This is a genomic window from Haloarcula sp. Atlit-47R (genome assembly GCF_003665985.1).
Lineage (GTDB): Archaea > Halobacteriota > Halobacteria > Halobacteriales > Haloarculaceae > Haloarcula > Haloarcula taiwanensis.
In genome coordinates this window covers 1,425,211-1,446,568 of sequence record NZ_QPLQ01000001.1, presented here as the reverse complement: position 1 = coordinate 1,446,568, position 21,358 = coordinate 1,425,211, and the positions used below count along the sequence as shown (strand labels likewise).

Sequence of the window (21,358 nt, the reverse complement as noted above, 5' to 3'; positions counted from 1 at the left end):
GCGCCGCGAAAGCTCTAAACGTAGTGCGAGTGAACAGTCGGCGTATGCCACTTCGAGGGAGGCGGTTTCTATGAGTGTCCTCCAGCGCGACCCAGCGGACAGGGTACAGATTCTCGACGAAGACGGAACAGTAGTCGACGGCGCAACCGTCCCAGACCTCTCGGACGACGAACTGGTTGAGATGTACCGGTATCTCAAACTCGGCCGGCACTTCGACCAGCGGGCGGTGAGTTTGCAACGGCAGGGCCGGATGGGAACCTACCCCCCGATGTCTGGACAGGAGGCCTCGCAGGTCGGCAGCGCCTTCGCGCTGCGAGACGGCGACTGGGCCTTCCCGAGCTACCGAGAACATCTCGCGATGTACGTCAAGGGATGGCCCCTGGCCGACGACCTGTTGTACTGGATGGGGTCTGAGTCGGGTAATTCGCCGCCGGAGGACGTGCAGGCGTTTTCCTTTGCAGTCCCAATTGCGACGCAGATTCCGCACGCAACCGGGGCCGCGTGGGCATCGAAACTCAAGGGCGATGACACCGCTGTCCTCGTGTACTTCGGGGACGGTGCGACCTCCGAGGGCGACTTCCACGAAGGCCTGAACTTCGCGGGCGTGTTCGACGTTCCAGCGGTGTTTTTCTGTAACAACAATCAGTGGGCGATTTCGGTGCCGCGGGAGCGCCAGACCGCCAGCGAGACGCTCGCACAGAAGGCCAACGCCTACGGTTTCGACGGCGTGCAGGTCGACGGCATGGACCCGCTGGCGGTGTATCAGGTGACTCGGGAGGCCGTCGAGAAGGCGCACGACCCGCCCGGGGACGGGCTCCGCCCGACGATGATCGAGGCGGTGCAGTACCGCTTTGGCGCACACACGACTGCCGACGACCCGTCAGTGTACCGCGACGACAGCGAGGTCGAACGCTGGAAGCAGAAAGACCCTATCCCGCGGATGGAGACGTTCCTCCGGGACCGGGGCCTGCTTGACGACGAACGGGTCGACGCTATCGACGAATCGGTTCAGGATGAGGTGGCCACAGCCATCGACGAGGCCGAGGCGACCGAGCGACCGAAACCGGAGGAGATGTTCGCGGACGTGTACGCGGAGATGCCACAGCGACTCGAACAGCAGCTAACCTACCTCGAAGAACTGCGCGAGCGACACGGCGACGAGGTGCTACTGGAATGAGTACACAGGACGCAGCGACACAGAGTTTGACGCTCGTACAGGCCGTTCGTGACGGCCTCTACGGCGAGATGAAACGGAACGAAGACGTGGTCGTGATGGGGGAAGACGTCGGGAAGAACGGCGGCGTCTTCCGGGCGACACAGGGCCTGCATGAGGAGTTCGGTGACGACCGAGTCATCGACACGCCGCTCGCGGAGGCCGGTATCGTCGGGACGGCCATCGGCATGGCCGCCTACGGGCTCCGGCCGGTTCCGGAGATGCAGTTCTCAGGGTTCATGTACCCCGCATTCGACCAGATTGTCAGCCACGCCGCCCGGCTTCGGAACAGGAGCCGTGGCCGATACAACTGCCCGCTTACTGTCCGCGCACCGTACGGCGGTGGCATCCGCGCGCCGGAACACCACTCCGAATCCAAGGAAGCGTTTTACGTTCACGAGGCGGGGCTGAAGGTGGTCGTCCCGTCGACGCCGAAGGAGACAAAGGGGCTGCTGACGGCGGCTATCCGGGACCCGGACCCTGTCATCTTCCTCGAACCGAAGCTTATCTATCGGTCGTTCCGCGAGGAGGTCCCCGACGACCCATACACGGTTGAGTTGGGTGAAGCGAAGACCCGCCGTGAGGGAAGCGACGTGTCCGTGTTCACCTGGGGCGCGATGACCCGGCCGACGGTCGAAGCTGCCGAAGAACTGGCCGAGGAGGGCATCGACGCCGAAGTGATCGACCTGCGAACGCTGTCGCCGATGGACACCGACGCCATCGTCGAGTCGTTCAAGAAGACCGGGCGAGCGGCCGTCGTTCACGAAGCCCCCAAGACCGGCGGGCTGGCCGGCGAAATCATCGCCACGATTCAGGAGGAAGTCCTGCTGTATCAGGAGGCCCCTGTGACCCGGGTGACCGGCTTCGACGTGCCGTACCCGCTGTACGCGCTGGAGGACTACTACCTCCCCGAACCCGCCCGCATCAAAGACGGTATCAGAGAGGCAGTGGAGTTCTGACGCATGTTCGAGTTCAATCTCCCGGACCTCGGGGAAGGGGTCGCAGAGGGTGAGGTGCTGACCTGGCACGTCTCGCCGGGCGACGCCGTCACCGAGGATCAGGTCCTCGCGGAGGTAGAAACCGATAAAGCCGCCGTCGACGTGCCGTCGCCGGTCGACGGCGTCGTACGGGAACTGCACGCCGAAGTCGGCGAGATGGTACAGACCGGTGAGGTGCTCGTCACTATCGAGGAAGCGGGCGACGGCGAATCGGCTGACGCGGCGGCTGGGGGTACGGATGAGGCTGAATCGGCGGGTGCCGACACAGCACAGGCCGATAGCGGTGCGGGCGAAGCCACAGCGGCCGATGCACCGGACCAGTCGGACGCAACCACGGCCGACGGTCGCGTGTTCGCCTCGCCGAGCGTGCGCCGGCTCGCCCGTGAGAAAGGGGTCGACATCGCGGCCGTCGACGGGAGCGGGCCGGGCGGCCGCGTCACCGAGGGAGATGTCGAGGCGGCCACGGCATCAGCCGGCGAGACGGCTGGCAGTGACGACGGTCCGACGTCGGTTGTCTCGAAGGCGTCGGACGACGGGGACGGCCCGACCGCAGTAGTTTCGCAGGTCGACGATACGGGCGATACAGACGACGGGGATGCTGTCAAGTCAGCCGTCAGAAGTGTCTCCGGGGACGGACAGGAGGCCGCCAGCCGCGACCAGACGCTGGCGACGCCGGCCACCAGAAAGGCCGCCCGCGAACTCGGCGTGAACATCGACGCCGTCCCGACTGACCAGACGCGGGACGGCCAGCCCTACGTCGACGAATCGGCCGTTCGGACGTACGCGGAGACCCAGCAGGCCGCACAGGCAGCCGATGCCGAAGCTGTCAGTGCCGAAGGTGGCGCGGCAGGGACGGCAGCCGAGGCGGGCGGCACTGGGGCCGACGCGACGGCCGTCGAGACAGGCGACGGCGAACGCCGCGAACCGTACCGTGGCGTCCGTCGGTCCATCGGCGAACAGATGGCTCGGTCCCGGAGAGAGGTGCCCCACGCGACCCACCACGACCAGGTCGTCGTGTCTGGCCTCGTCGAGGCCCGTGAGCGGCTCGCCCCACTCGCCGAAGAACGTGATGTCACCCTGACGTACACGCCCTTCGTGGTGAAATGCGTCGCCGCGGCGCTGGACCAGCACCCGGTGCTCAACACCGCGCTTGACACCGAAAACGAGGAAATCGTCTACAGAGACGTCCACAACATCGGCGTGGCGGCAGCGACCGACCACGGACTGGTCGTGCCGGTCGTCGACGACGTGGACGGGAAGGGGCTGGTCGAACTCGCAGACGAGATCAACGACCTCGTCGGACGGGCCCGAGAGCGGGACATCGAGCGGTCGGAGATGCAGGGCGGGACGTTCACCGTCACGAACTTCGGAGCCATCGGCGGCGAGTACGCCAGCCCGATCATCAACGTCCCCGAGACGGCGATTCTCGGTATCGGAGCGCTGAAAGAGCGGCCGGTGGCCGAAGACGGCGAGGTCGTCGCGAAACCCACGCTCCCACTCTCGCTGGCAATCGACCACCGCGTCATCGACGGGGCCGACGCGGCGCGCTTCGTCAACACGCTCAAGGAGTATCTGGCGGACCCAACGCGACTCCTGCTGGAGTAGCTGCCGGGTCGCAACCGAAAACCAGACAGGTCACAGGACAGACACGATTCGTGCTGCCCGCCACGCGAGACACATGAATCTGGTACGGATTAGCCGCGCTGTTTGTGCTGGTTCCGGGCTGTGCCGCCCTCTCCCGACTAGGAATGGCGCTGGTCGTTTCGTCGGGGTCAGTCAGTGATGGGAATCTCGGGACGTTTCTCGGCGCGTTTGCCCTGACCGTCCTCGCCAGTTGGGCGAGTGTACTGTTCAGCCTGCTTCTCACGGTCGGCCTCTTTTTCTACAGTCGACAGCTCCGGCAGACTGACCGAGACTGGTCCCCGACACCGCTGTCTGCGCTCGCCGGCGTCGTCCACGCTGTCGGAAACACTGTTCGCGACGTTTGTGGTGTCGGTGCCGGTCGTCGGCTACTACCTGTATCGGCGGCGGAGGCGAGACACGTCACCAAGGTGAAGGGCGATAGCTTTTCACGGACCCGGACGAGGCACCGCTATGGTCGTCGGAGATGTCACTACGGGAACGGAACTGCTTGTTATCGGCGGCGGTCCGGGCGGCTACGTTGCCGCCATCCGGGGCGCACAACTGGGACTGGACACGACGCTCGTTGAGCGGGACGCCTACGGCGGGACCTGTCTGAACCACGGCTGTATCCCCTCGAAAGCACTCATCTCGGCCTCGGACGTCGCCCACGATGCCCGGCAGGCCGAGGAGATGGGCGTGTTCGCGGACCCGGCCGTCGACATGGCCGGGATGACAGAGTGGAAGGACGGCGTCGTCACACGGCTGACACGAGGCGTCGAATCGCTGTGCAAGAACGCCGGCGTCAATCTGATCGAGGGCACTGCCGAGTTCGTCGACGACGGGACGGTCCGAGTCGCTCACGGCGGCGAGGGGCAGGGCTCGGAGTCGCTGTCGTTCGAACACGCCATCGTTGCGACGGGAAGCCGACCGATGGCGGTCCCGGGCTTCGAGTTCGACGGGGAACACATCCTCTCTTCGAAAGACGCGCTCGCACTCGAATCGGTCCCCGAGAAGCTGCTGGTCGTCGGCGCGGGCTACATCGGCATGGAGCTTTCGACGGTGTTCGCAAAGCTTGGCGCCGAGGTCACCGTCGTCGAGATGCTCGATGACGTGTTGCCCGGCTACGAGGACGATATCGCGGCGGTCGTCCGCGACCGCGCCGAGGAGCTGGGGATCGATTTCAATTTCGGCGAGGCGGCCGACGACTGGGACGAGACAGAGGAGGGCATTCGCGTCCAGACCGTCGACGAAGACGACGCGGTCACCGAGTACAACGCCGAGAAATGTCTCGTCGCGGTCGGCCGCGAGCCGGTCACGGAGACGCTCGCGCTGGAGAACATCGACCTCCAGACGGACGAAAACGGCGTCATTCCGACCGACGACCAGTGCCGAACGGCGTTCGAGTCGGTGTTCGCAGTCGGCGACGTGGCCGGCGAGCCGATGCTCGCTCACAAGGCAATGGCAGAGGGTGAGGTTGCTGCGAGAGCCGCCGCCGGCGAACCGGCCGCGTTCGATCATCAGGCGATTCCCGCCGCGGTGTTTACCGACCCTGAAATCGCGACCGTCGGTATGACTGAGGCGGAGGCCGAGGCGGCGGGCTTCGAGCCAGTCATCGGACAGATGCCGATACGGGCCAACGGCCGTGCACTCACCGTCAACGAGAGGGAAGGCTTCGTCCGCGTCGTCGCCGACGCCGACGAGGAGTTCCTGCTCGGGGCACAGATTGTCGGTCCGGAGGCGTCGGAACTCATCGCGGAACTCGGGTTGGGCATCGAAATGGGCGCGCGGCTTGAGGACATCGCTGGGACGATCCACACGCACCCGACGCTCTCCGAAGCGGTCCACGAGGCGGCCGCGGCGGCACGCGGCGAGGCGGTCCATACGCGCTAAGACCGTTCTGGACGGGGCCACCAGAGGGTGATTTAAACACAACTCTGGAGCGGTTTACCGACAGCAAGTCTGAATCTTGCACCGTGCAAAAGGGTTATATGGTGGATTGAGTAAACTGTCGGTGAATAGGAACCGGTAAGATATGTCTACTGATTCACAACCCGACGACACCATCGCCAAAGCGATCATCTCGGGGTCGACGTATGAACGACTCCGCTACGAACGGCACTCGTATCTCAGACAGACTGTCCCGCGAACGCTGGCGCTCCAGAGCGCCCTCCTTGGCGCGCTAGCGCTGTTACTGCCGATTTACGGGCTGTATCCGGACAGCACCGCGGCGTTTCTCCCGGCAGTTGACCCCGCCGTTGCTTCGCCGAAGGTGCTGTTGCTTGGACTGTTCGGCGGATTCTTGCAGGTGTTCGGTGCGACGTTGCTCGTCGGGTCAGTCCTCTACCGCGTTCGGCTCGCCCCGCTGACCGAGCGACAGGCACACGCGGCGCTCAACGCCGAGGACTTCGCCCGCTACGTCGGTCTCGGAACCGGCGGACTGGCTATCGTGCTCTCGCTTTGCCTGTTCGCCGTGGGGCTGGGCGGCGGCGAGATGGTGTCGTCGTACATCGCGGCGATGGGTCGGAACCCGTTCGTCGCCTCCGGGTTCGGCGTCTCAGTCGCGGGCGTCTCGCTGTTCGCCTTCGTCGCCAGTGTCGCGGTCTTTTACGCCTCGCGGTATCTCCTCGTTCACCTCGCCCTGTTCCACCGCGGCGGCGAGTGAGCGCTCGACGTGGCGTTCGACACCGGTGGCAGTGACGAGCGGAGCTGGCGGGCTGTTTTCAGGCGTTCGGACGGCTGTGTTCAACCTCGAACAGAACTGGCCGCAAGCGCTATCGACCTCACTGACGAGGAACTGGCGCGGTTGTCCTGACCCACGGGAGACGGCGGCGGAACAGCGCTTGCCGATGACCACCGTTCTTTTGGTTCCTACCGCTGTACCCCGGGTATGACCACTGTTACCCTGGGTCCTGAGGGGACCTACTCCCACCGCGCCGCACAGGCAGTCACCGACGACGAGATCGACTTCTCCGAGTCGGTAACCGCCATCGTCGAGGCCGTCGCCAGCGGCGAGGCCGAGCGCGGCGTCGTTCCCGTCGAGAACAGCATCGAAGGCTCCGTCACCGAGTCGCTGGACGCCTTCGCGGAGTACGACATCGCCGTCGTCGAGGAAATCATCACGCCCATCCGTCACGCCCTGCTCGCACAGGACGACTCCTTCTCGTTGGTGGCCAGCCACGCACAGGCGCTTGCCCAGTGTCGCGGCTGGCTCGACGAGCACTACCCCGGCGTCAATGTCGAGGCCGTCGCGTCGACCGCCCGCGGCGTCGAACGCGCCCGAGACGACACAGACATCGCCGCTATCGGCCACCCGGAAAACGCAACCAACGGCACTGAACTGAACGTGCTCGCCGAAGACATTCAGGACCGATCGTCGAACGCGACCCGCTTCGTCGTCGTCGCCCCGAAAAGCGAGCGCAGCGAGGCCGGCGGCAAGAGTTCCTTCATTGTCTATCCCGACGTCGACTACCCCGGCCTATTGCTCGAGCTGCTGGAGCCGTTCGCCGACCGCGATATCAACCTCACCCGCGTCGAGTCCCGCCCCAGCGGCGAGCGGCTGGGCGATTACGTCTTCCACATCGACATCTCGGCCGGGCTCTACGAGCAGCGCACCCAGGATGCCCTCGCCGACATCGAGGCCATCGCCGAGAAGGGGTGGGTCCGCCGGCTCGGGTCCTACGACTCCAAGACGGTCGTCAACTGAGCCACCAGTCATCCACCAGCCCCGCTTCAAGGGTTAAGTCCCGGGGCTGTGTACCCCCACGTATGTCTGATCGCGATCCGTTCAGTGAGATTGAGCGCGCGTTCGATATGCTCGGCGAGCAGTTCGGCGTCGACATGGGCGCTGTCCCGGTCGACGTTCTTGACGAGGGCGACGCCTTCGTCGTCAGTGCAGACCTCCCCGGCTTCGACAGTGCGGACATTGAGGTCCAACTCGTCGAAGACCGGAAGCTCACCATCAGCGCCACGTCGAGTCAGGAACGGGAGTCGACCGACGGCCAGTACGTCCAGCGCGAACGCCGCCAGCAGTCGCTGAGCCGGTCGGTTCACCTCCCCGAAGCCGTCGACGACGAGGAGACCACTGCGAGCTACGACAACGGCGTCCTCACGGTACGGCTGGCGAAGGTCGTCCACAGCGAGGACGACGACGGAACGGATATCCCGGTAAACTGACGATGGTGCTCGACCCCGGCACGGACGTGCCGACGATTAGAGCGACGAACCAGCACGGCGACGCGGTCCAGCCGGGCTTCGAGGAGCCGACGGTGCTGTATTTTTACCCGGCCGACAACACCCCCGGCTGCACGACAGAAGCAAATCAGTTCGAGGCGCACGCGGAGCGGTTTATCGAGGCCGGCGTCGAGCTGTACGGCGTCTCGACGGACAGCGTCGAGAGCCACCGTGACTTTGCTGAAGCCACCGACATCAGTTTCGACCTGCTGGCGGACCCCGATGGACGACTGTCCGAAGCGTTCGACGTGCCGCTCGTCGACGGCCGAGCACAGCGGACGACGTACGTCATCGCGCGGGAGCAGGTCGTCGCCGTCTACGAGCGGGTCGGCCCCGACGGGCACGCGGCGAGCGTTTTCGAAGACCTCGTCGATACCGGGCTTGTCAGGGCCGAGTAAGCCGCGGCAGGCGAAAATCGGCCGGCCGCAGGCTACTCTTCGATGTCGATGGCCGGGCGGCCAGGACCGGCTTTGCCGACGAGGTCCGAGGCGGCCTCCTCGGGGCCCTGAACGACGACCTCGGCTCCGAACTCCCGTTCGACGAGCCACGCAGCCCGTTCGAGCGCCGTCTGTTCACGCTCGGGCGGCAGTTGCTCGTCAAGCGACTGCGCCCGGCCTGCGATTTCCTTGGCGAAGTCCGCGGCCGCCTCGCCCTGTTCGCGCAGTTCCTCGTCCTGCATGACCGTTCCGACAACGTTGCCGTCGGCATTGCGGGCGAGGTCGAGCACGCGGTGTTTCCACTGCGGTGCGACCGCGAGCGTGATGGTCTGGGGGTCCTCGATGCCGACGGTGTCAACGATGTCGCGGACGTCCTCGCGGGTGTTCTCGACCAGTTGCCGCTCCGTCTCGTAGTCGTCAGGGGCCTCGGCCGCCGGCCACTCGGCCTCGGCGATGAGACCGTCGCGGTCCAGTTCCGCCCACATCTCCTCGGCGGCGTGGGGGGCGACCGGGGCGAGCAGTTTCGCCGCCGTCGCCAGCCCGCGCTCGAAGGTGTCGGCGTCGGGAGTGGTCGCCTCCTGGTACCGGCGCAGCAGTGACACCAGTTCCCGTACGGCCTGGAGCGCGTGGTTGAACCGGAAGTCCTCGAACTCCGCCGTCGCGTTCGCGGCGGTGGCGTCGATTTCACGGGCGACGTAGTCGGCGATGTCGCCGGCGTCGCCTGTGTCAACCTCGCCCTCAGAATACTCCGAGACCAGCGTGTACACGTTCTGGAGGAAACTGTGGGCCGACTGGACGCCCTCGGGGCTCCAGGCGAACTCCTTCTCGGGCTGGGCGGCCTCCATGATGAACAACCGGGCCGTATCGGCCCCGTACTCCTCGATGATGCGCTGTGGCGAGACGCCGTTGCCGAGGCTCTTTGACATCTTGTTGCCGTCCTCGCCCAGCACCATCCCCTGGTTCGTGAGGTTCGTAAAGGGCTCGCGGACGCCGTCGACCATGTCGAGATCGTCGAGCACCTTCGTGAAGAAGCGGGCGTACAGCAGGTGCATGACGGCGTGTTCGATGCCGCCAACGTACTGGTCGACGGGCATCCAGTCGCTCGCCCGCTCGGCGTCGAAGGGCGCGTCGTCGAGGTCCGGCGAGGTGTAGCGCAGGAAGTACCACGAGGAGTCGACGAACGTGTCCATCGTGTCCGTCTCCCGCACCGCGTCGGCCCCACAGTCGGGGCAGTCGACCTGCTTCCACTCCTCGGCGGCGTCGAGCGGATTGCCGGTGGTGTGGACGAACTCCGGCAGTTCGACGGGCAGGTCCTCGTCGGGGACCTCGACGTAGCCGCAGTCGTCGCAGTGAATCATCGGGATGGGCGTGCCCCAGTACCGCTGGCGCGAGATGCCCCAGTCTCTGAGGTTGTACTCCGTGCGGTGCTCACCGTCGAACTCGGAGACGAAGCGGTCGCGCGCCTCCTCGCTGGTGAGGCCGTCGAACTCGCCGCTGTTGACGAGGACGCCGTCCTCGGTGTAGGCCGCTTCCTGCACGTCGATGTCGTCAGGGTCGGCGTCCGCGTCTTCGGTCGGCTCGACGACCTGCACGATGTCGATGTCGTGAGCCTCGGCGAACTCGTGGTCGCGCTCGTCGTGGGCCGGCACGGCGTACAGCGCGCCCGTCCCAACGTCGGTCAGGACGTAGTCGGCGACGTAGACGGGAATCTCCTCGCCGGTGGCGGGATTGGTCGCGTACTCGCCGGTGAACACGCCGGAGGTCACGTCGAGGTCGTCCTCGTCTGCGTCCTCGGCCATCTCGATGTACTCGGCGACTTCCTCGTTGTCCGCGGCGATTTCCTGAGCGACGGGGTGGCCAGGGGCAAGCGAGAAGAAGGTCGCCCCGTGGATGGTGTCCAGCCGCGTGGTGAAGATGTCCACGTCGCCGTAGTCGCCGACCTCGAAGGCGACGCTCGCGCCCTCCTGTTTGCCGATCCAGTTGCGCTGCATCTCCCGGACGTTGTTCGGCCAGCCGTCCAGATCGTCTAAGTCTTCCAGCAGTTCCTCGGCGTAGTCGGTGATGGTGAAGAACCACTGGTCCATCTCGCGGGCCTCGATGGGGGTGTCACAGCGCCAGCAGAGTTCGTCCTCGCCCTCGACCTGCTCGTCCGCGAGGACGGTCTCACAGGAGGGACACCAGTTCAGTTCAGCGGCCTGTCGCTCGACGAGCCCTTCCTCGCGGAACTGCTTGAACAACCACTGGTTCCACTGGTAGTACTCGGGCTCGCAGGTGGCGAGTTCGCGCTCCCAGTCGTAGCCAAAGCCCATCTCCGTGAGTTGCTCGCGCATCGAGTCGATGCACTGCATCGTCCAGTCACGGGGGTTGGTGTCCCGTTCCTCGGCGGCGTTCTCGGCGGGCAGGCCGAAGGAGTCCCACCCCATCGGGTGGAGGACGCTCTCGCCGCGCATCCGCTCGAAGCGGGCGTAGGCGTCCGTGATGGTGTAGTTCCGGACGTGACCCATGTGTAGCTCGCCGGAGGTGTAGGGGAACATCGCCAGGACGTACTCCGGGTCGGTCTCGTCGTCGTCGATGCGGAACACGTCGGCCTCGTCCCACGTGCGCTGCCACCGGGGCTCGACCTCGGTGTGGTCAAAGCCCCGCTCGCGTTCCTCGCCGGTCGTGGTCATGATATCGGAACATCCGATAGCGACGGTGCTATACCTTTCCCTTCGGGAGACCGGACGGCCGCCACGGGCGACGCGAGCGGGCCTGTCTGTGCATCGACCAGTTTCGCCGAGATGCTTTTATCGGCTGGGAACGGTGGTTACTGCAGCGTGCCCGAAGCAATCGCCGTTCTCCACGTCGACGACGACCCCGACTTCGCCGAGTTTGCGGCGAGCCTCCTGGAGCGGCAGGACGACCGCCTCACCGTGGTCCGGGCAGACAGCGCCAGCGACGGCCAGGCGCTGCTGGCGGAGCGGCCCGTCGACTGTGTCGTCTCCGACTACGACATGCCGCGCCTGAACGGCATCGAGTTCCTGCAGGCGATACGCGAGCAGTATCCCGACCTCCCGTTTATCCTGTTTACCGGGAAGGGGAGCGAGGAGATCGCCAGCGAGGCCATCTCCGCCGGTGTCACCGACTACCTCCAGAAGGGCAGCGACGTCGAGCGGTACGAACTCCTGGCGAACCGGGTCATGAACGCCGTCGCGCAGAACCGGGCCCAGCAGCGGGCGCTCGAAACCACACAGCGCTACGAGACGCTGTTTACGCACACGACCAACGCGATTGCCTCGGTCGAACTGCGAAACGGGGCCCCGATAATCCAGTCGGTCAACCCCGCGTTCGAGGCGACGTTCGTCCCGCCGGGAACGGACGTCGTCGGCCGGAACCTGGACCGGGTCATCACGGCGACCGACGCCCAGCGGGAACAGGCCGAACGCATCACGAGACGCGCCGAGACGGGAGACGTGACGACGACCGAGGTCACGCGCCAGACGGTCGACGGTCCCCGGACGTTCCAGCTCCAGGCGGTGCCGATAGACCCCGGCGAGACGGGCGGGGTCTGTTCGGCCTTCGCGGTGTACACCGACGTCACCGACATCGCTGGGGACGACGAGACGCCGCCGTAGCCGAGTCGGCGACCCACCGGCGGCCGCGGTACCGGGCCCGCCAGACCCCGGTCGACGGTCGGGAACCCACACAAGATTTTTGCCGGACTCAACAGGTGTCACAGACGTATGGTACACTGCCCTGACTGTGAGACCTCGCTCGAAACGGCCGACGACATCGAGTTCGTCGAAGTGGATGCTGTGACCGGGTTCATCAAAGCCTCCAAGCGATTTTACACCGCAAACTGCGCAGCGTGCGGCGTGACTATCGGTAGCGGCGTCGCCGGCGCGAAATCCAACGGGGGTGCGGCCTGATGGTCCACTGTCCCGAGTGCGACGCGGAGATGGCCGACCAGGACGACGTTGAGTTCCTCGATATGGACTCGACGACCGGTTTCTTCACGGCCTCGAAGCGGTTCTACCTCGTCGCCTGTGGCGAGTGCGGGGCCGCCATCGGCAGCGGCGTCGCCGGCGCGATGTAGTCGCCGGGGCTAGGCTTATACACGTATCAGCGCAAGAGAGCGTATGGCAGAATCACCTGACGACACGGACGACAGCGGACGACTGCCGGCGGCGCTCCGGTCGGTCACGCCGGGGACGCGGAGCCGTCCCAACGAGGGGATGGATATGATCGGCTGGGGCATGCTCGCCGGCCTGCTCGTTTTGCTCTTCCCGCTCCTGCCGTTCATCGTCATCGTCTGGGGCATCTCGAAGGTCACGGACGCCCTCACGCCGACCTAGTCAGGTCGCGTCGGTGTCGACGAGCGGGAACGCCGTCCCGTCGCCCTCGGCGCTCGCGTTCTCGTAGACGACGTGTGCGGCCGCGACATCCTGAATAGCCAGCCCAGTCGAGTCAAAGAGCGTGATGCCGTCGTCGTCAGTCCGCCCCGAGAGGGTGCCCGCGACGATGTCGCCGAGCTCCCCGTGGAGGTCGGTGTCGGTCAGGACGCCCTCACCCCAAGGGACGTTAATCTCGCCGGAGTGGGTACACTGCTTGTAGTTGTCGATGACGAGTTTCGCGTCGAGCAGCGTGCGTTCGTCGTGTTCCTGCTTGCCGGCGGCGTCAGCCCCGATGGCGTTGATATGGGTGTGCTCGTCGAGCCACGCCCGCTCGACGATGGGGGACTCGACGGGCGTAATCGTCGACAGCACGTCACAGCCGGCGGCGTCCTCGATGGGACACGCCTGCACGTCGAATCGGTCGGCGAACGTGTCGACGAACGCCTGCTGTTTCTCCGCGTCCCGGTCGGCGACGACCACCGTCTCAATGTCCCGCACCGACGAGATGGCTTCCAGTTGCGTGTAGGCCTGCGTGCCAGCCCCGACCAGTCCGAGCGAGGCCGCGTCGTCGACGGCAAGGTGGTCGGTGGCGACGGCGGCCGCCGCCCCGGTCCGCAGGCGGGTCAGGACGGTGCCGTCCATCACGGCCAGCGGGAACGCCGTCTCAGGGTCCGAGTAGATGAGCGTCCCGAGGACGGTCGGTAGGTCGTGGTCGCGGGGGTTGTCCAGATGGACGTTGACCCACTTGACCGCGGCAGCGTCCCACGTCTCCGCGTTGACGTAGGCCGGCATCGACCTGAAATCGCCGTTGTACTGCGGCAGGTCGATGTAGGACTTGGCCGGCATGATGGTGTTGTCTCTGGCATCGGCGGCAAAGGCCGCGGCAACCGCGTCGATAACTGCTGGCATCGTCGCGTGGTCCTCGACCGCGTCCGCGCCGAGAAGCAGCGTCTGCATACGAAATATTGGCACTCGGTAGCACTTATACCCCCGCTGTCACAGGGGTTATATTACCACGCGACCAGGCATCGGTATGCGTCGCGGGGTGGCAATTGCCGCGGTCTGTCTCTGTCTGCTGAGCGCCGGGTGTACCGGTCTGTTGGGGGACGACGCGGCTGCCAGAGAGACGGTGACGCCAGCCCCAGTCCCGACTGCAGACGCACCGACGGGTCCGGTACAGCGTGCCCCGGGCGTCGTCGGCGACCGCGTCGTCAACGCTACCGCGCTCGGCCGCGCCCACGTCAGCCAGCTCTCGAACACCTCCTATCGAGTCCACCACACCAGAACCGTCATGAACGGCAGCGGCTTGCACAAGCGCGTCCGGACCCGTGCCAGTATCAGCGCGGGCTACGAGTCGTACACGGCCACTCGAACGATATCCGGACAGGGTGTGACAGCGCGTGCGGTCCACAGCACCTGGCGGGACGGCCGTGCGCTCAGGCGGACGACCGTCAACGGCTCGACATCGGCGAAGGTGGTGGCGGACAGTCGGGGTATCGGTGGCCCGCCGCGCTCTCCTCGGGCCGCGCTGTTCTTCGAGCCAACGTTCAATGCGCGTCTCATGGCGTTGTTTTCCGCCACCAACAGCACAGCCATCCGCCCCGGCGATGAGGTCATCAAGCAACTGTACGGAGTGTCGCTGTATCGCGTCAAAGGAACCGGCACAATCGACGACAGCGCGATTGCCACCCGCCCCGTCGACCGTGTGAGCAATGTCTCCCTCTCAGCAACCGTGACGCCTAACGGCATCGTTCGGAGCTACGCGCTCCAGTACACGGCCGTCAACGGAACGGCTACCCACCGAGTGACTGAGATCCTCCGCTACAGCGACCTCGGGACGACGGACGTGGTGTTCGAAGACCGACACCAGCGAAACCGAACAACAGGACCCGACTGATGCGAGGGACGGCTGGACACTGTCACGGGAGCGCCAAAACGGAGAGAGGCCCCCACCCGCTGTCACCAGTCCGTCCCACCAAACGGACCGGGACAGTCGATACTTCGTAGAGAGATACCTAACTGTTCCTCCAGTTTCACGTCTCGATATACACGCTGGGATGACTCGGCGCGTTACAGAACCGCAAAAAACCGAATCGCAAGCGGCGATTCGCTCGTTCGGAGGTCTCTCCGGTCGACTGCTGACTCACGGGCCGATGGCCCGTTGTCTATCCGAGGTTCCGACGGAACCTCGCTTACATCATGCCGCCCATGCCGCCGCCCATGCCACCCATGCCGCCAGGGGCGCCACCGGGGCCGCCGGGGCCGTCTTCGTCGCCGCCGGAAGTCGAGAGTTCGCCGGCAGCGATGATGTCGTCGATCTTGAGGACCAGGTTCGCGGCCTCGGCAGCCGAGGAAATCGCCTGTCGCTTGGCGTGGGCTGGCTCGACGACGCCGGTATCGAGCGTGTTCTCGACATCACCGGAGAAGACGTTCAGGCCGGCGCTGACATCGCCGTCCTCGTGGGCGGCGCGCAGGTCGACCAGCGTGTCGATGCTGTCGAGGCCGGCGTTCTCGGCGAGAGTGCGCGGGATGATTTCCAGCGCGTCGGCGAAGGACTCGATGGCGAGCTGCTCGCGGCCTTCGACGCCGTCGGCGTAGTCGCGGAGACGGCGGGCGACTTCGACTTCGGGTGCGCCGCCGCCACCGAGAACGCTGCCGTTGGCAACGGTGGACGCGACGACGTCGAGCGCGTCCGTGACGCCACGTTCGAGTTCATCGACGACGTGGTCGGTCGACCCACGGAGCAGGAGGGTGACGCCGTGAGCCTCGTCGCCGCTGCCCTCGACGTAGAACAGGCCTTCGGCGTCGTCGCGGGTGACGGAGCCGTGGCCGAGGTCCTCCGCGGTCGCGGAGTCGAGGTCCGAGACGATGCGAGCGCCGAGGACTTCCTTGAGGAACTCGATGTCGGACTTCTTGGCGCGGCGGACGGCCAGAATACCCTTCTCGGCGAGGTAGTGCTGGGCCATGTCGTCGATACCCTTCTGACAGAAGACGACATCGGCGCCGGTGTCCGCGATCTGGTCGACCATCTGCTTGAGCTGCTCCTCTTCCTTGTCGAGGAAGTTCTGGAGCTGGCTCGGGTCGTCGACGGAGAGCTGGGCGTCGACTTCGGTCTCGTCGAGTTCGATGGCCGTGTCGACGAGCAAGACATCGGCGCCGTCGACTTCGGTCGGCATCTCCTCGTGGACCGGGTCTTTGTCGATGACCGCGCCTTCCAGCAGCTCGGAGTTGCCGGCGGAGCTGCCGGTCTGGGTCTCGATGTTGAGGTATTCGAGGTCGGCGACGACGGAGCCGTCATCGGCCTCGACGGTCACGGCGTTGACCGCGTCGACGATGAGCTGGGCGAGCAGCTCCTTGTTGAGCTCCGCGCCCTTGCCCGTCATCGAGGTTTCGGCGACCTTCTTCAGGAGTTCCTCGTCGTCGGGGTCGACTTCCGTGGCGATGTCCGCGAGCTCATCCTTGGCCTGCGTGGCGGCCATGTTGAAGCCCTTGATGATGGCCGTCGGGTGGATGTCCTGTTCGAGGAGGTCCTCGGCGTTCTTGAGGAGTTCGCCTGCGATGGCGACGGCGGAGGTGGTGCCGTCACCGGCCTCGTCTTCCTGTGTCTCGGCAACCTCGACGATCATCGACGCTGTCGGGTTGTCGATATCCATCTCCGAGAGGATGGTGACGCCGTCGTTCGTGACGGTCACGTCGCCCATCGAGGAGACGAGCATCTTGTCCATCCCCTTCGGGCCGAGCGTCGAGCGTACTGACTCGGCGACCGCGCGAGCGGCCGAGATGTTGTGTTCCTGTGCAGACTTGTCCTTCATCCGCTGGGAGTCCTCTCCCAGGATGATCATCGGCTGGCCCTGCATCTGGCGTTGGCTCATAATCAAGCGAAGATTGCATGTGGTTCTATATAAAAGTAGGGGTTATAGGATGCTCACCGGCCGCCCGCCGACACGACCGGAACAGGTGAAATCACCCGACTGAGGTGGTACTGTCCGTCAACAGTGGTAGCTGTTGGCACGCCCCATCAGGACGGTGCCGGGCTGTTTATATATTCACTCGACGGGTTCCGTCCAGTGGACCGTGACCGACCCGACGACGAATGCGTCCTTCGAGTCAGTGTCCCGTCGGAACTGAATCGTGTTCTCGCCGCGGTGCAGTCGCTCGGGCGCAATCGTGTCCATCCAGAGCTGCCACCCCTCGCCCGGCGCGATGTCGAACCCCGACAGCGGGTCCCCGTTGACCACGATTTCGTGGTCGAAGTCCTCGACGTCGTAGACCTGCATCTGCACGTACGGGTCTGCTGGTGACGAGGTGGGGATGTCGACGGAAACCGGGTCGGTCGAATCACCGCTGTACTCGGCCCACGGAACGTCGAGCGAGTCCGCCGACGGGCCGAGGTGTTGCTGGAACTGACAGAGCGCGTAGTTGGCGCGACGTGACATACAGCCTACGTCTCTCGGGCGGTATAAAAATCAGAGGCCGGGTCGGCGATACCTAGCGGTCACGCTACGGCGGAGAGCGGAGCGCCTATGGGGAGTCGGCTGTTGCCACCGGGTATGGACGCTGCGCTTGGCCCGCCCGAGCAGATGGCCGAGCTCGAGGGGGACCTGACGCCGATGATGGCACAGTACTACGAGCTGTGCCGCCAGTACGACGACGCCCTGGTCCTCTTTCAGGTCGGGGACTTCTACGAGGCCTTCTGTGCGGCCGCGAAACGGGTCGCCCGACTGTGTGAGATTACGCTGACCCAGCGCGAGGACTCGACCGGCGAGTACCCGATGGCCGGTATCCCCATCGACAACGCCGAGTCCTACGTCGAGACGCTGCTGGACGCTGGCTACCGGGTCGCTATCGCCGACCAGGTCGAGGACCCCGACGAGGTCAGCGGCGTGGTCAAGCGGGCGGTCACCCGCATCGTCACGCCGGGGACGCTCACCGAGAGCGAACTGCTCGGCGGCGCGGACAACAACTACGTCGCTGCTTTGACCGAAGGCGAACGGTACGGGCTGGCGCTGCTGGACGTGTCGACCGGCGACTGCTACGCCACGAGCGTCGGCTCGGAGGCCGCCGTCGCCGACGAACTCAGCCGGTTCGGCCCCGCCGAGGCAATCGTCGGGCCGGATGTCGACGTGGACCGGGACGCCGTCTTCGGCCCGGCCTGTCTGGTGACGCGCTACGACGCGGACGCCTTCGCCCGGGAGCGCGCCGAGGACCGCGTGTCCCAGTACTTCGGCCCGCCGGAGCGCCTGCTCGCCGGCGACGCGGAGATTCGGGCCTGCGGCGGCCTGCTGGCCTACGCGGAGTACACCCGCGGCAGCGCGGGCGCGGTCGGCCCCGACGGCGAACCGGTCGACCCCGACGTGGACCCCGCCGGCACGCTCGATTACCTCAATCACCTCACGCGGTACGACCCGCGGGAGTACATGCTGCTTGACGCCGTCGCCGTCGAGAGCCTCGAACTGTTCGAGCGGCGGTCGGTGCGGGGCCACGAGAACCGCACGCTCGTTGACACGGTCGACGAGACGGCGTGTGCGCTGGGCCGGCGGAAGCTGACCGACTGGCTCCGCCGCCCGCTGCTCGACGCCGAGCGCATCGAAGCCCGCCACGGCGCGGTCGCAGAACTTCAGCGTGACCCCGCCACCAGAGAAGCCCTGTCTGACCTCCTCGCGGAGGTGTACGACCTCGAACGGCTCATTTCTCGCGTCTCTCGGGGTCGGGCGAACGCCCGTGACCTCCGGTCGCTGGCCGCCACGCTCTCTGTCGTGCCCGAGGTCCGAGAGGAGCTGGCCGACGCCGATGCCCGCCTGCTCGCGGACCTGCACGCGACGCTGGACCCGCTAACTGAAACCCGCGAAGAAATCGAGGCGGCCATTCGCCCGGACCCGCCACAGCAGGTGACCGAAGGCGGCGTCATCCGCGAGGGCTACGACGATGAACTGGACCGACTGCGTTCGACCGAGCAGTCCGGCAAAGAGTGGATAGACGAACTGGAAGCGAGCGAGCGCGAGCGCACCGGCATCGACTCGCTGAAGGTCGGCCACAACTCTGTCCACGGCTACTACATCGAGGTGACCAACGCCAATCTCGATTCCGTCCCCGAGGACTACCAGCGCCGTCAAACGCTGAAAAACAGCGAGCGCTACTACACGCCGGAACTCAAGGAGCGCGAAGAGGAGATTCTGCGAGCCGAGAGCGCGGCCGACGACCTGGAGTACGACCTGTTCTGTGCGGTCCGGGACGAGGTGGCCGACGGGGCCGAGCGCGTGCAAGCCCTGGCCGAGCGGCTGGCTCGCCTCGACGTGCTGGTCTCTTTTGCCGAGGTCGCGGCGCAGTACGACTACTGCCGGCCCACCGTCGGAAGCGACGGTATCGACATCACCGCCGGCCGCCACCCGGTCGTCGAACGCACCGAAGACGCCTTCGTCCCCAACGACACGGGGCTGGGCGGCGGGCCGGTCGGGGACAAAACGGACGGGAGCGGCGACGGCGACGCCGCGGACGACAGACAGCCCTTCCTCGCGGTCGTCACGGGACCGAACATGAGCGGGAAGTCGACGTACATGCGCCAGGTCGCGCTGATATGCCTGCTCGCGCAGGCGGGGAGTTTCGTCCCCGCGAAGGCGGCGGACCTCCCGATTCTCGACCGGGTGTTCACCCGCGTCGGGGCCAGCGACGACATCGCCGGCGGCCGCTCGACGTTCATGATAGAGATGACCGAACTGGCGACGATTCTGGACGCGGCGACCGGAGACTCGCTGGTCCTGCTAGACGAGGTCGGCCGCGGCACGTCGACGGCCGACGGGCTGGCTATCGCCCGCGCCGTCACCGAGTACCTCCACGACGAGGTCGGCGCGTACACGCTGTTTGCGACCCACCACCACGACCTGACCGCCGTCGCGGCCGACCTACCGGGCGCAACCAACCGCCACTTCGAGACCAGCCGCGAGGACGGCGACGTTCGCTTCGACCACGAACTCGCGCCCGGCCCCGCGGCGGCCTCCTATGGCGTTGAGGTCGCGAGTATGGCCGGCGTCCCCGAATCCGTCGTCGACCGGTCACGGGCCCTTCTGGCGGAGGCCGAAGCGACCGATTCGGGCGTCGAAGGGTCGAGTGGGGCAGAATCCGAGGGCAAAACGATGGGTGACTCCGATACGGGTTCCGCCCCCACGGCGACGACTAGAGCGACGGAGAACGGACCAGCGGTGGCGGCGGCCGATGAGGCTCCAGCAGACGACCACAGACAAGGGATGCTTCGGGCGAACGGAGCCGCCGAGGGCGAGTTGCCAGAGTCAGTGGCACAGCAGTTAGCGTCGCTGGACGTCGCGACGATGACGCCGATAGAGGCGATGAACGCGCTCGCGGACTTGCAGGACAGACTCGAATGACAGCGCCGGTCAGCTATCACCCTCAGCAGCCAGGTCGTCGTGCGGGCAGGCGAACATGGTCGCGACGAGTTTCTGTTCGGCAGCCCGCAGATGCTTGTGAAGCGTTGGCTCCGAAATATTGAGAAGCGAAGCGAGGTCCGCAGCTGTCGCTTCGCGGGGCCAGCTGTAGTACCCCGCTTCGTGGGCCGTCACGAGAGCCTCCCGCTGGCGGTCGGTCAGTGATTCGGTGTGGGACGCGTAGTTCTGGAACCCGAACAGCGGGGCGATGGACTCGTGCTGCTTTTTCGCTGCGAGTTCGGCCTCTGAATGGGCCGTCAGGAACGATTCGATAACCGAAGCCGTCTCGGTCTGCCTTGGAACATCGGCTACGATAGTCCCCTGTCCGTCGACACTCCGGGCGGTCCGTGGTACCGCCCCGGCGTCCGCAAGCGAGACAACGGGACAGTTGTCCTGTACGGTGATCTCGACGAGGCCGCCGTCGTCGGTGCGCTCAAGTACCCGCGCCTTACCACGGGTGTCGTCACTGATTCGCTCAACAAGCCGCTCAGGGGGCGTGTCTTCGACCGAAAAAAACTCCGCATACGTGTCGTCCGTCTGTGGCAGGCATTTCTCGAGAATCACTGAACACGATTCGGCTGCAGACACGGATACGAAGGGGTACGAGCCATCAGACAGGGCAAATTCCACACGGGTTACCGCCCGGCCGTTACCAGGCTGTTGGGACATGAATAAGTGCAGTCGGCACATCGTGAAGAATGTTGGCATGGGTCGTGGTTCGGCGTTTACTATACTAGCCATACTGAACTTTACACTACAGAGTGAATCCAGCATGAGGGCAGAGAACCGTGTCTGGAACATCACCAACCGTTATCGAAGCTCACGGCCCTGACCAGTCTATCGTCACGGCAGTCGTTCGCGCTGTCGCGACCGCGGAGAGACGGCCGGTCAAGACGCTCCCGCCGCTGGCCGACAGTATCAATCCAGATGCACTGACGACGTGTATCGCGGATTCGAACACTACCGGTCACGTCGCGTTCGACTACAGCGGCCACCGCGTGGTCGTCGACACCGACGGAACGGTCACCGTGGACTAGGAGCCGACACG

The 21,358-nt window shown here is 65.7% G+C and carries 22 protein-coding genes; 16 read left to right on the top strand and 6 right to left on the bottom strand.

Annotated features, from left to right (window positions below; all coding sequences use genetic code 11):
* Nucleotides 1-70: 70 nt before the first annotated feature.
* Genes pdhA through DVK00_RS07550 form a run of 3 tightly spaced genes read left to right on the top strand, consistent with a single transcriptional unit; the run spans nucleotide 71 to nucleotide 3,816 of the window.
* On the top strand, nucleotides 71-1,177 hold the full coding sequence (gene pdhA / locus DVK00_RS07560) for a pyruvate dehydrogenase (acetyl-transferring) E1 component subunit alpha (RefSeq protein WP_101348999.1): 1,107 nt from the start codon (nucleotides 71-73) through the stop codon (nucleotides 1,175-1,177).
* Nucleotides 1,174-2,172, top strand: a complete 999-nt coding sequence (locus tag DVK00_RS07555; protein ID WP_121577506.1) for an alpha-ketoacid dehydrogenase subunit beta — start codon at nucleotides 1,174-1,176, stop codon at nucleotides 2,170-2,172. The genes pdhA and DVK00_RS07555 overlap by 4 nt, the downstream gene beginning before the upstream one ends.
* 3 nt (nucleotides 2,173-2,175) lie before the next feature.
* Nucleotides 2,176-3,816, top strand: a complete 1,641-nt coding sequence (locus DVK00_RS07550; RefSeq protein WP_121577505.1) for a dihydrolipoamide acetyltransferase family protein — start codon at nucleotides 2,176-2,178, stop codon at nucleotides 3,814-3,816.
* A gap of 167 nt (nucleotides 3,817-3,983) precedes the next feature.
* Here the strand turns inward: DVK00_RS07550 and DVK00_RS21335 are convergent, their stop codons facing one another.
* Nucleotides 3,984-4,169, bottom strand: a complete 186-nt coding sequence (locus tag DVK00_RS21335) for a hypothetical protein (protein WP_158598814.1) — start codon at nucleotides 4,167-4,169, stop codon at nucleotides 3,984-3,986.
* Nucleotides 4,170-4,305: 136 nt separating this feature from the next.
* Between DVK00_RS21335 and lpdA the strand changes: the two genes are divergently transcribed.
* From lpdA to DVK00_RS07520, 6 genes are all read left to right on the top strand, one after another.
* On the top strand, nucleotides 4,306-5,724 hold the full coding sequence (gene lpdA / locus DVK00_RS07540) for a dihydrolipoyl dehydrogenase (RefSeq protein ID WP_101348996.1): 1,419 nt from the start codon (nucleotides 4,306-4,308) through the stop codon (nucleotides 5,722-5,724).
* Between the two features lie 142 nt (nucleotides 5,725-5,866).
* The gene (locus DVK00_RS07535) at nucleotides 5,867-6,496 is read left to right on the top strand and encodes a hypothetical protein (protein WP_121577504.1); all 630 of its coding nucleotides are present in this window, start codon (nucleotides 5,867-5,869) and stop codon (nucleotides 6,494-6,496) included.
* Between the two features lie 9 nt (nucleotides 6,497-6,505).
* Entirely contained in the window at nucleotides 6,506-6,646 is a 141-nt protein-coding gene (locus DVK00_RS21330; protein WP_158598813.1) for a hypothetical protein, read from the top strand.
* Between the two features lie 75 nt (nucleotides 6,647-6,721).
* Nucleotides 6,722-7,537, top strand: coding sequence for a prephenate dehydratase (gene pheA / locus DVK00_RS07530; protein ID WP_101348994.1), 816 nt, complete (start codon nucleotides 6,722-6,724; stop codon nucleotides 7,535-7,537).
* Nucleotides 7,538-7,599: 62 nt separating this feature from the next.
* On the top strand, nucleotides 7,600-8,007 hold the full coding sequence (locus DVK00_RS07525) for an Hsp20/alpha crystallin family protein (RefSeq protein ID WP_101348993.1): 408 nt from the start codon (nucleotides 7,600-7,602) through the stop codon (nucleotides 8,005-8,007).
* Nucleotides 8,008-8,009: 2 nt separating this feature from the next.
* The gene (locus tag DVK00_RS07520) at nucleotides 8,010-8,462 is read left to right on the top strand and encodes a peroxiredoxin (RefSeq protein WP_101348992.1); all 453 of its coding nucleotides are present in this window, start codon (nucleotides 8,010-8,012) and stop codon (nucleotides 8,460-8,462) included.
* A gap of 32 nt (nucleotides 8,463-8,494) precedes the next feature.
* On the opposite strand, the gene leuS is transcribed toward DVK00_RS07520, so the two are convergent.
* On the bottom strand, nucleotides 8,495-11,170 hold the full coding sequence (gene leuS / locus DVK00_RS07515) for a leucine--tRNA ligase (RefSeq protein ID WP_121536098.1): 2,676 nt from the start codon (nucleotides 11,168-11,170) through the stop codon (nucleotides 8,495-8,497).
* Between the two features lie 147 nt (nucleotides 11,171-11,317).
* Here leuS and DVK00_RS22225 point away from each other — a divergent pair, with 147 nt between their 5' ends.
* The 4 genes from DVK00_RS22225 (at nucleotide 11,318) to DVK00_RS07500 (ending at nucleotide 12,835) form a co-directional block, all read left to right on the top strand.
* The gene (locus DVK00_RS22225; protein ID WP_158598760.1) at nucleotides 11,318-12,115 is read left to right on the top strand and encodes a response regulator; all 798 of its coding nucleotides are present in this window, start codon (nucleotides 11,318-11,320) and stop codon (nucleotides 12,113-12,115) included.
* Between the two features lie 108 nt (nucleotides 12,116-12,223).
* Nucleotides 12,224-12,409: a hypothetical protein gene (locus DVK00_RS07505; protein ID WP_101348989.1), complete on the top strand. Its 186-nt coding sequence runs from the start codon at nucleotides 12,224-12,226 to the stop codon at nucleotides 12,407-12,409.
* Nucleotides 12,409-12,576: a hypothetical protein gene (locus DVK00_RS21650; RefSeq protein ID WP_014039217.1), complete on the top strand. Its 168-nt coding sequence runs from the start codon at nucleotides 12,409-12,411 to the stop codon at nucleotides 12,574-12,576. The genes DVK00_RS07505 and DVK00_RS21650 overlap by 1 nt, the downstream gene beginning before the upstream one ends.
* 43 nt (nucleotides 12,577-12,619) lie before the next feature.
* Nucleotides 12,620-12,835, top strand: coding sequence for a hypothetical protein (locus DVK00_RS07500; protein ID WP_121536094.1), 216 nt, complete (start codon nucleotides 12,620-12,622; stop codon nucleotides 12,833-12,835).
* On the opposite strand, the gene DVK00_RS07495 is transcribed toward DVK00_RS07500, so the two are convergent.
* On the bottom strand, nucleotides 12,836-13,831 hold the full coding sequence (locus tag DVK00_RS07495) for an ornithine cyclodeaminase family protein (RefSeq protein ID WP_121577503.1): 996 nt from the start codon (nucleotides 13,829-13,831) through the stop codon (nucleotides 12,836-12,838).
* A 76-nt stretch (nucleotides 13,832-13,907) separates the two neighbouring features.
* Between DVK00_RS07495 and DVK00_RS07490 the strand changes: the two genes are divergently transcribed.
* Nucleotides 13,908-14,771: a hypothetical protein gene (locus tag DVK00_RS07490; protein WP_101348986.1), complete on the top strand. Its 864-nt coding sequence runs from the start codon at nucleotides 13,908-13,910 to the stop codon at nucleotides 14,769-14,771.
* A 295-nt stretch (nucleotides 14,772-15,066) separates the two neighbouring features.
* Here DVK00_RS07490 and thsB read toward each other — a convergent pair whose 3' ends face one another.
* Complete coding sequence (thsB, locus tag DVK00_RS07485; RefSeq protein WP_394337668.1) at nucleotides 15,067-16,746, bottom strand: TCP-1/cpn60 chaperonin family protein; 1,680 nt, start codon at nucleotides 16,744-16,746, stop codon at nucleotides 15,067-15,069.
* Between the two features lie 174 nt (nucleotides 16,747-16,920).
* A complete protein-coding gene (locus tag DVK00_RS07480; protein ID WP_101348985.1) occupies nucleotides 16,921-17,310 on the bottom strand; it encodes a hypothetical protein in 390 nt (129 codons plus the stop codon).
* Nucleotides 17,311-17,424: 114 nt separating this feature from the next.
* On the opposite strand from DVK00_RS07480, the gene mutS reads away from it, so the two are divergent.
* Entirely contained in the window at nucleotides 17,425-20,253 is a 2,829-nt protein-coding gene (gene mutS / locus DVK00_RS07475; RefSeq protein ID WP_121536088.1) for a DNA mismatch repair protein MutS, read from the top strand.
* Nucleotides 20,254-20,262: 9 nt separating this feature from the next.
* On the opposite strand, the gene DVK00_RS07470 is transcribed toward mutS, so the two are convergent.
* Nucleotides 20,263-20,979 (bottom strand): bacterio-opsin activator domain-containing protein, encoded by a 717-nt coding sequence (locus DVK00_RS07470; RefSeq protein ID WP_101348983.1) that lies wholly within the window; start codon nucleotides 20,977-20,979, stop codon nucleotides 20,263-20,265.
* 119 nt (nucleotides 20,980-21,098) lie between these two features.
* On the opposite strand from DVK00_RS07470, the gene DVK00_RS07465 reads away from it, so the two are divergent.
* On the top strand, nucleotides 21,099-21,347 hold the full coding sequence (locus DVK00_RS07465; protein WP_101348982.1) for a HalOD1 output domain-containing protein: 249 nt from the start codon (nucleotides 21,099-21,101) through the stop codon (nucleotides 21,345-21,347).
* The last annotated feature ends 11 nt before the right edge of the window (nucleotides 21,348-21,358 follow it).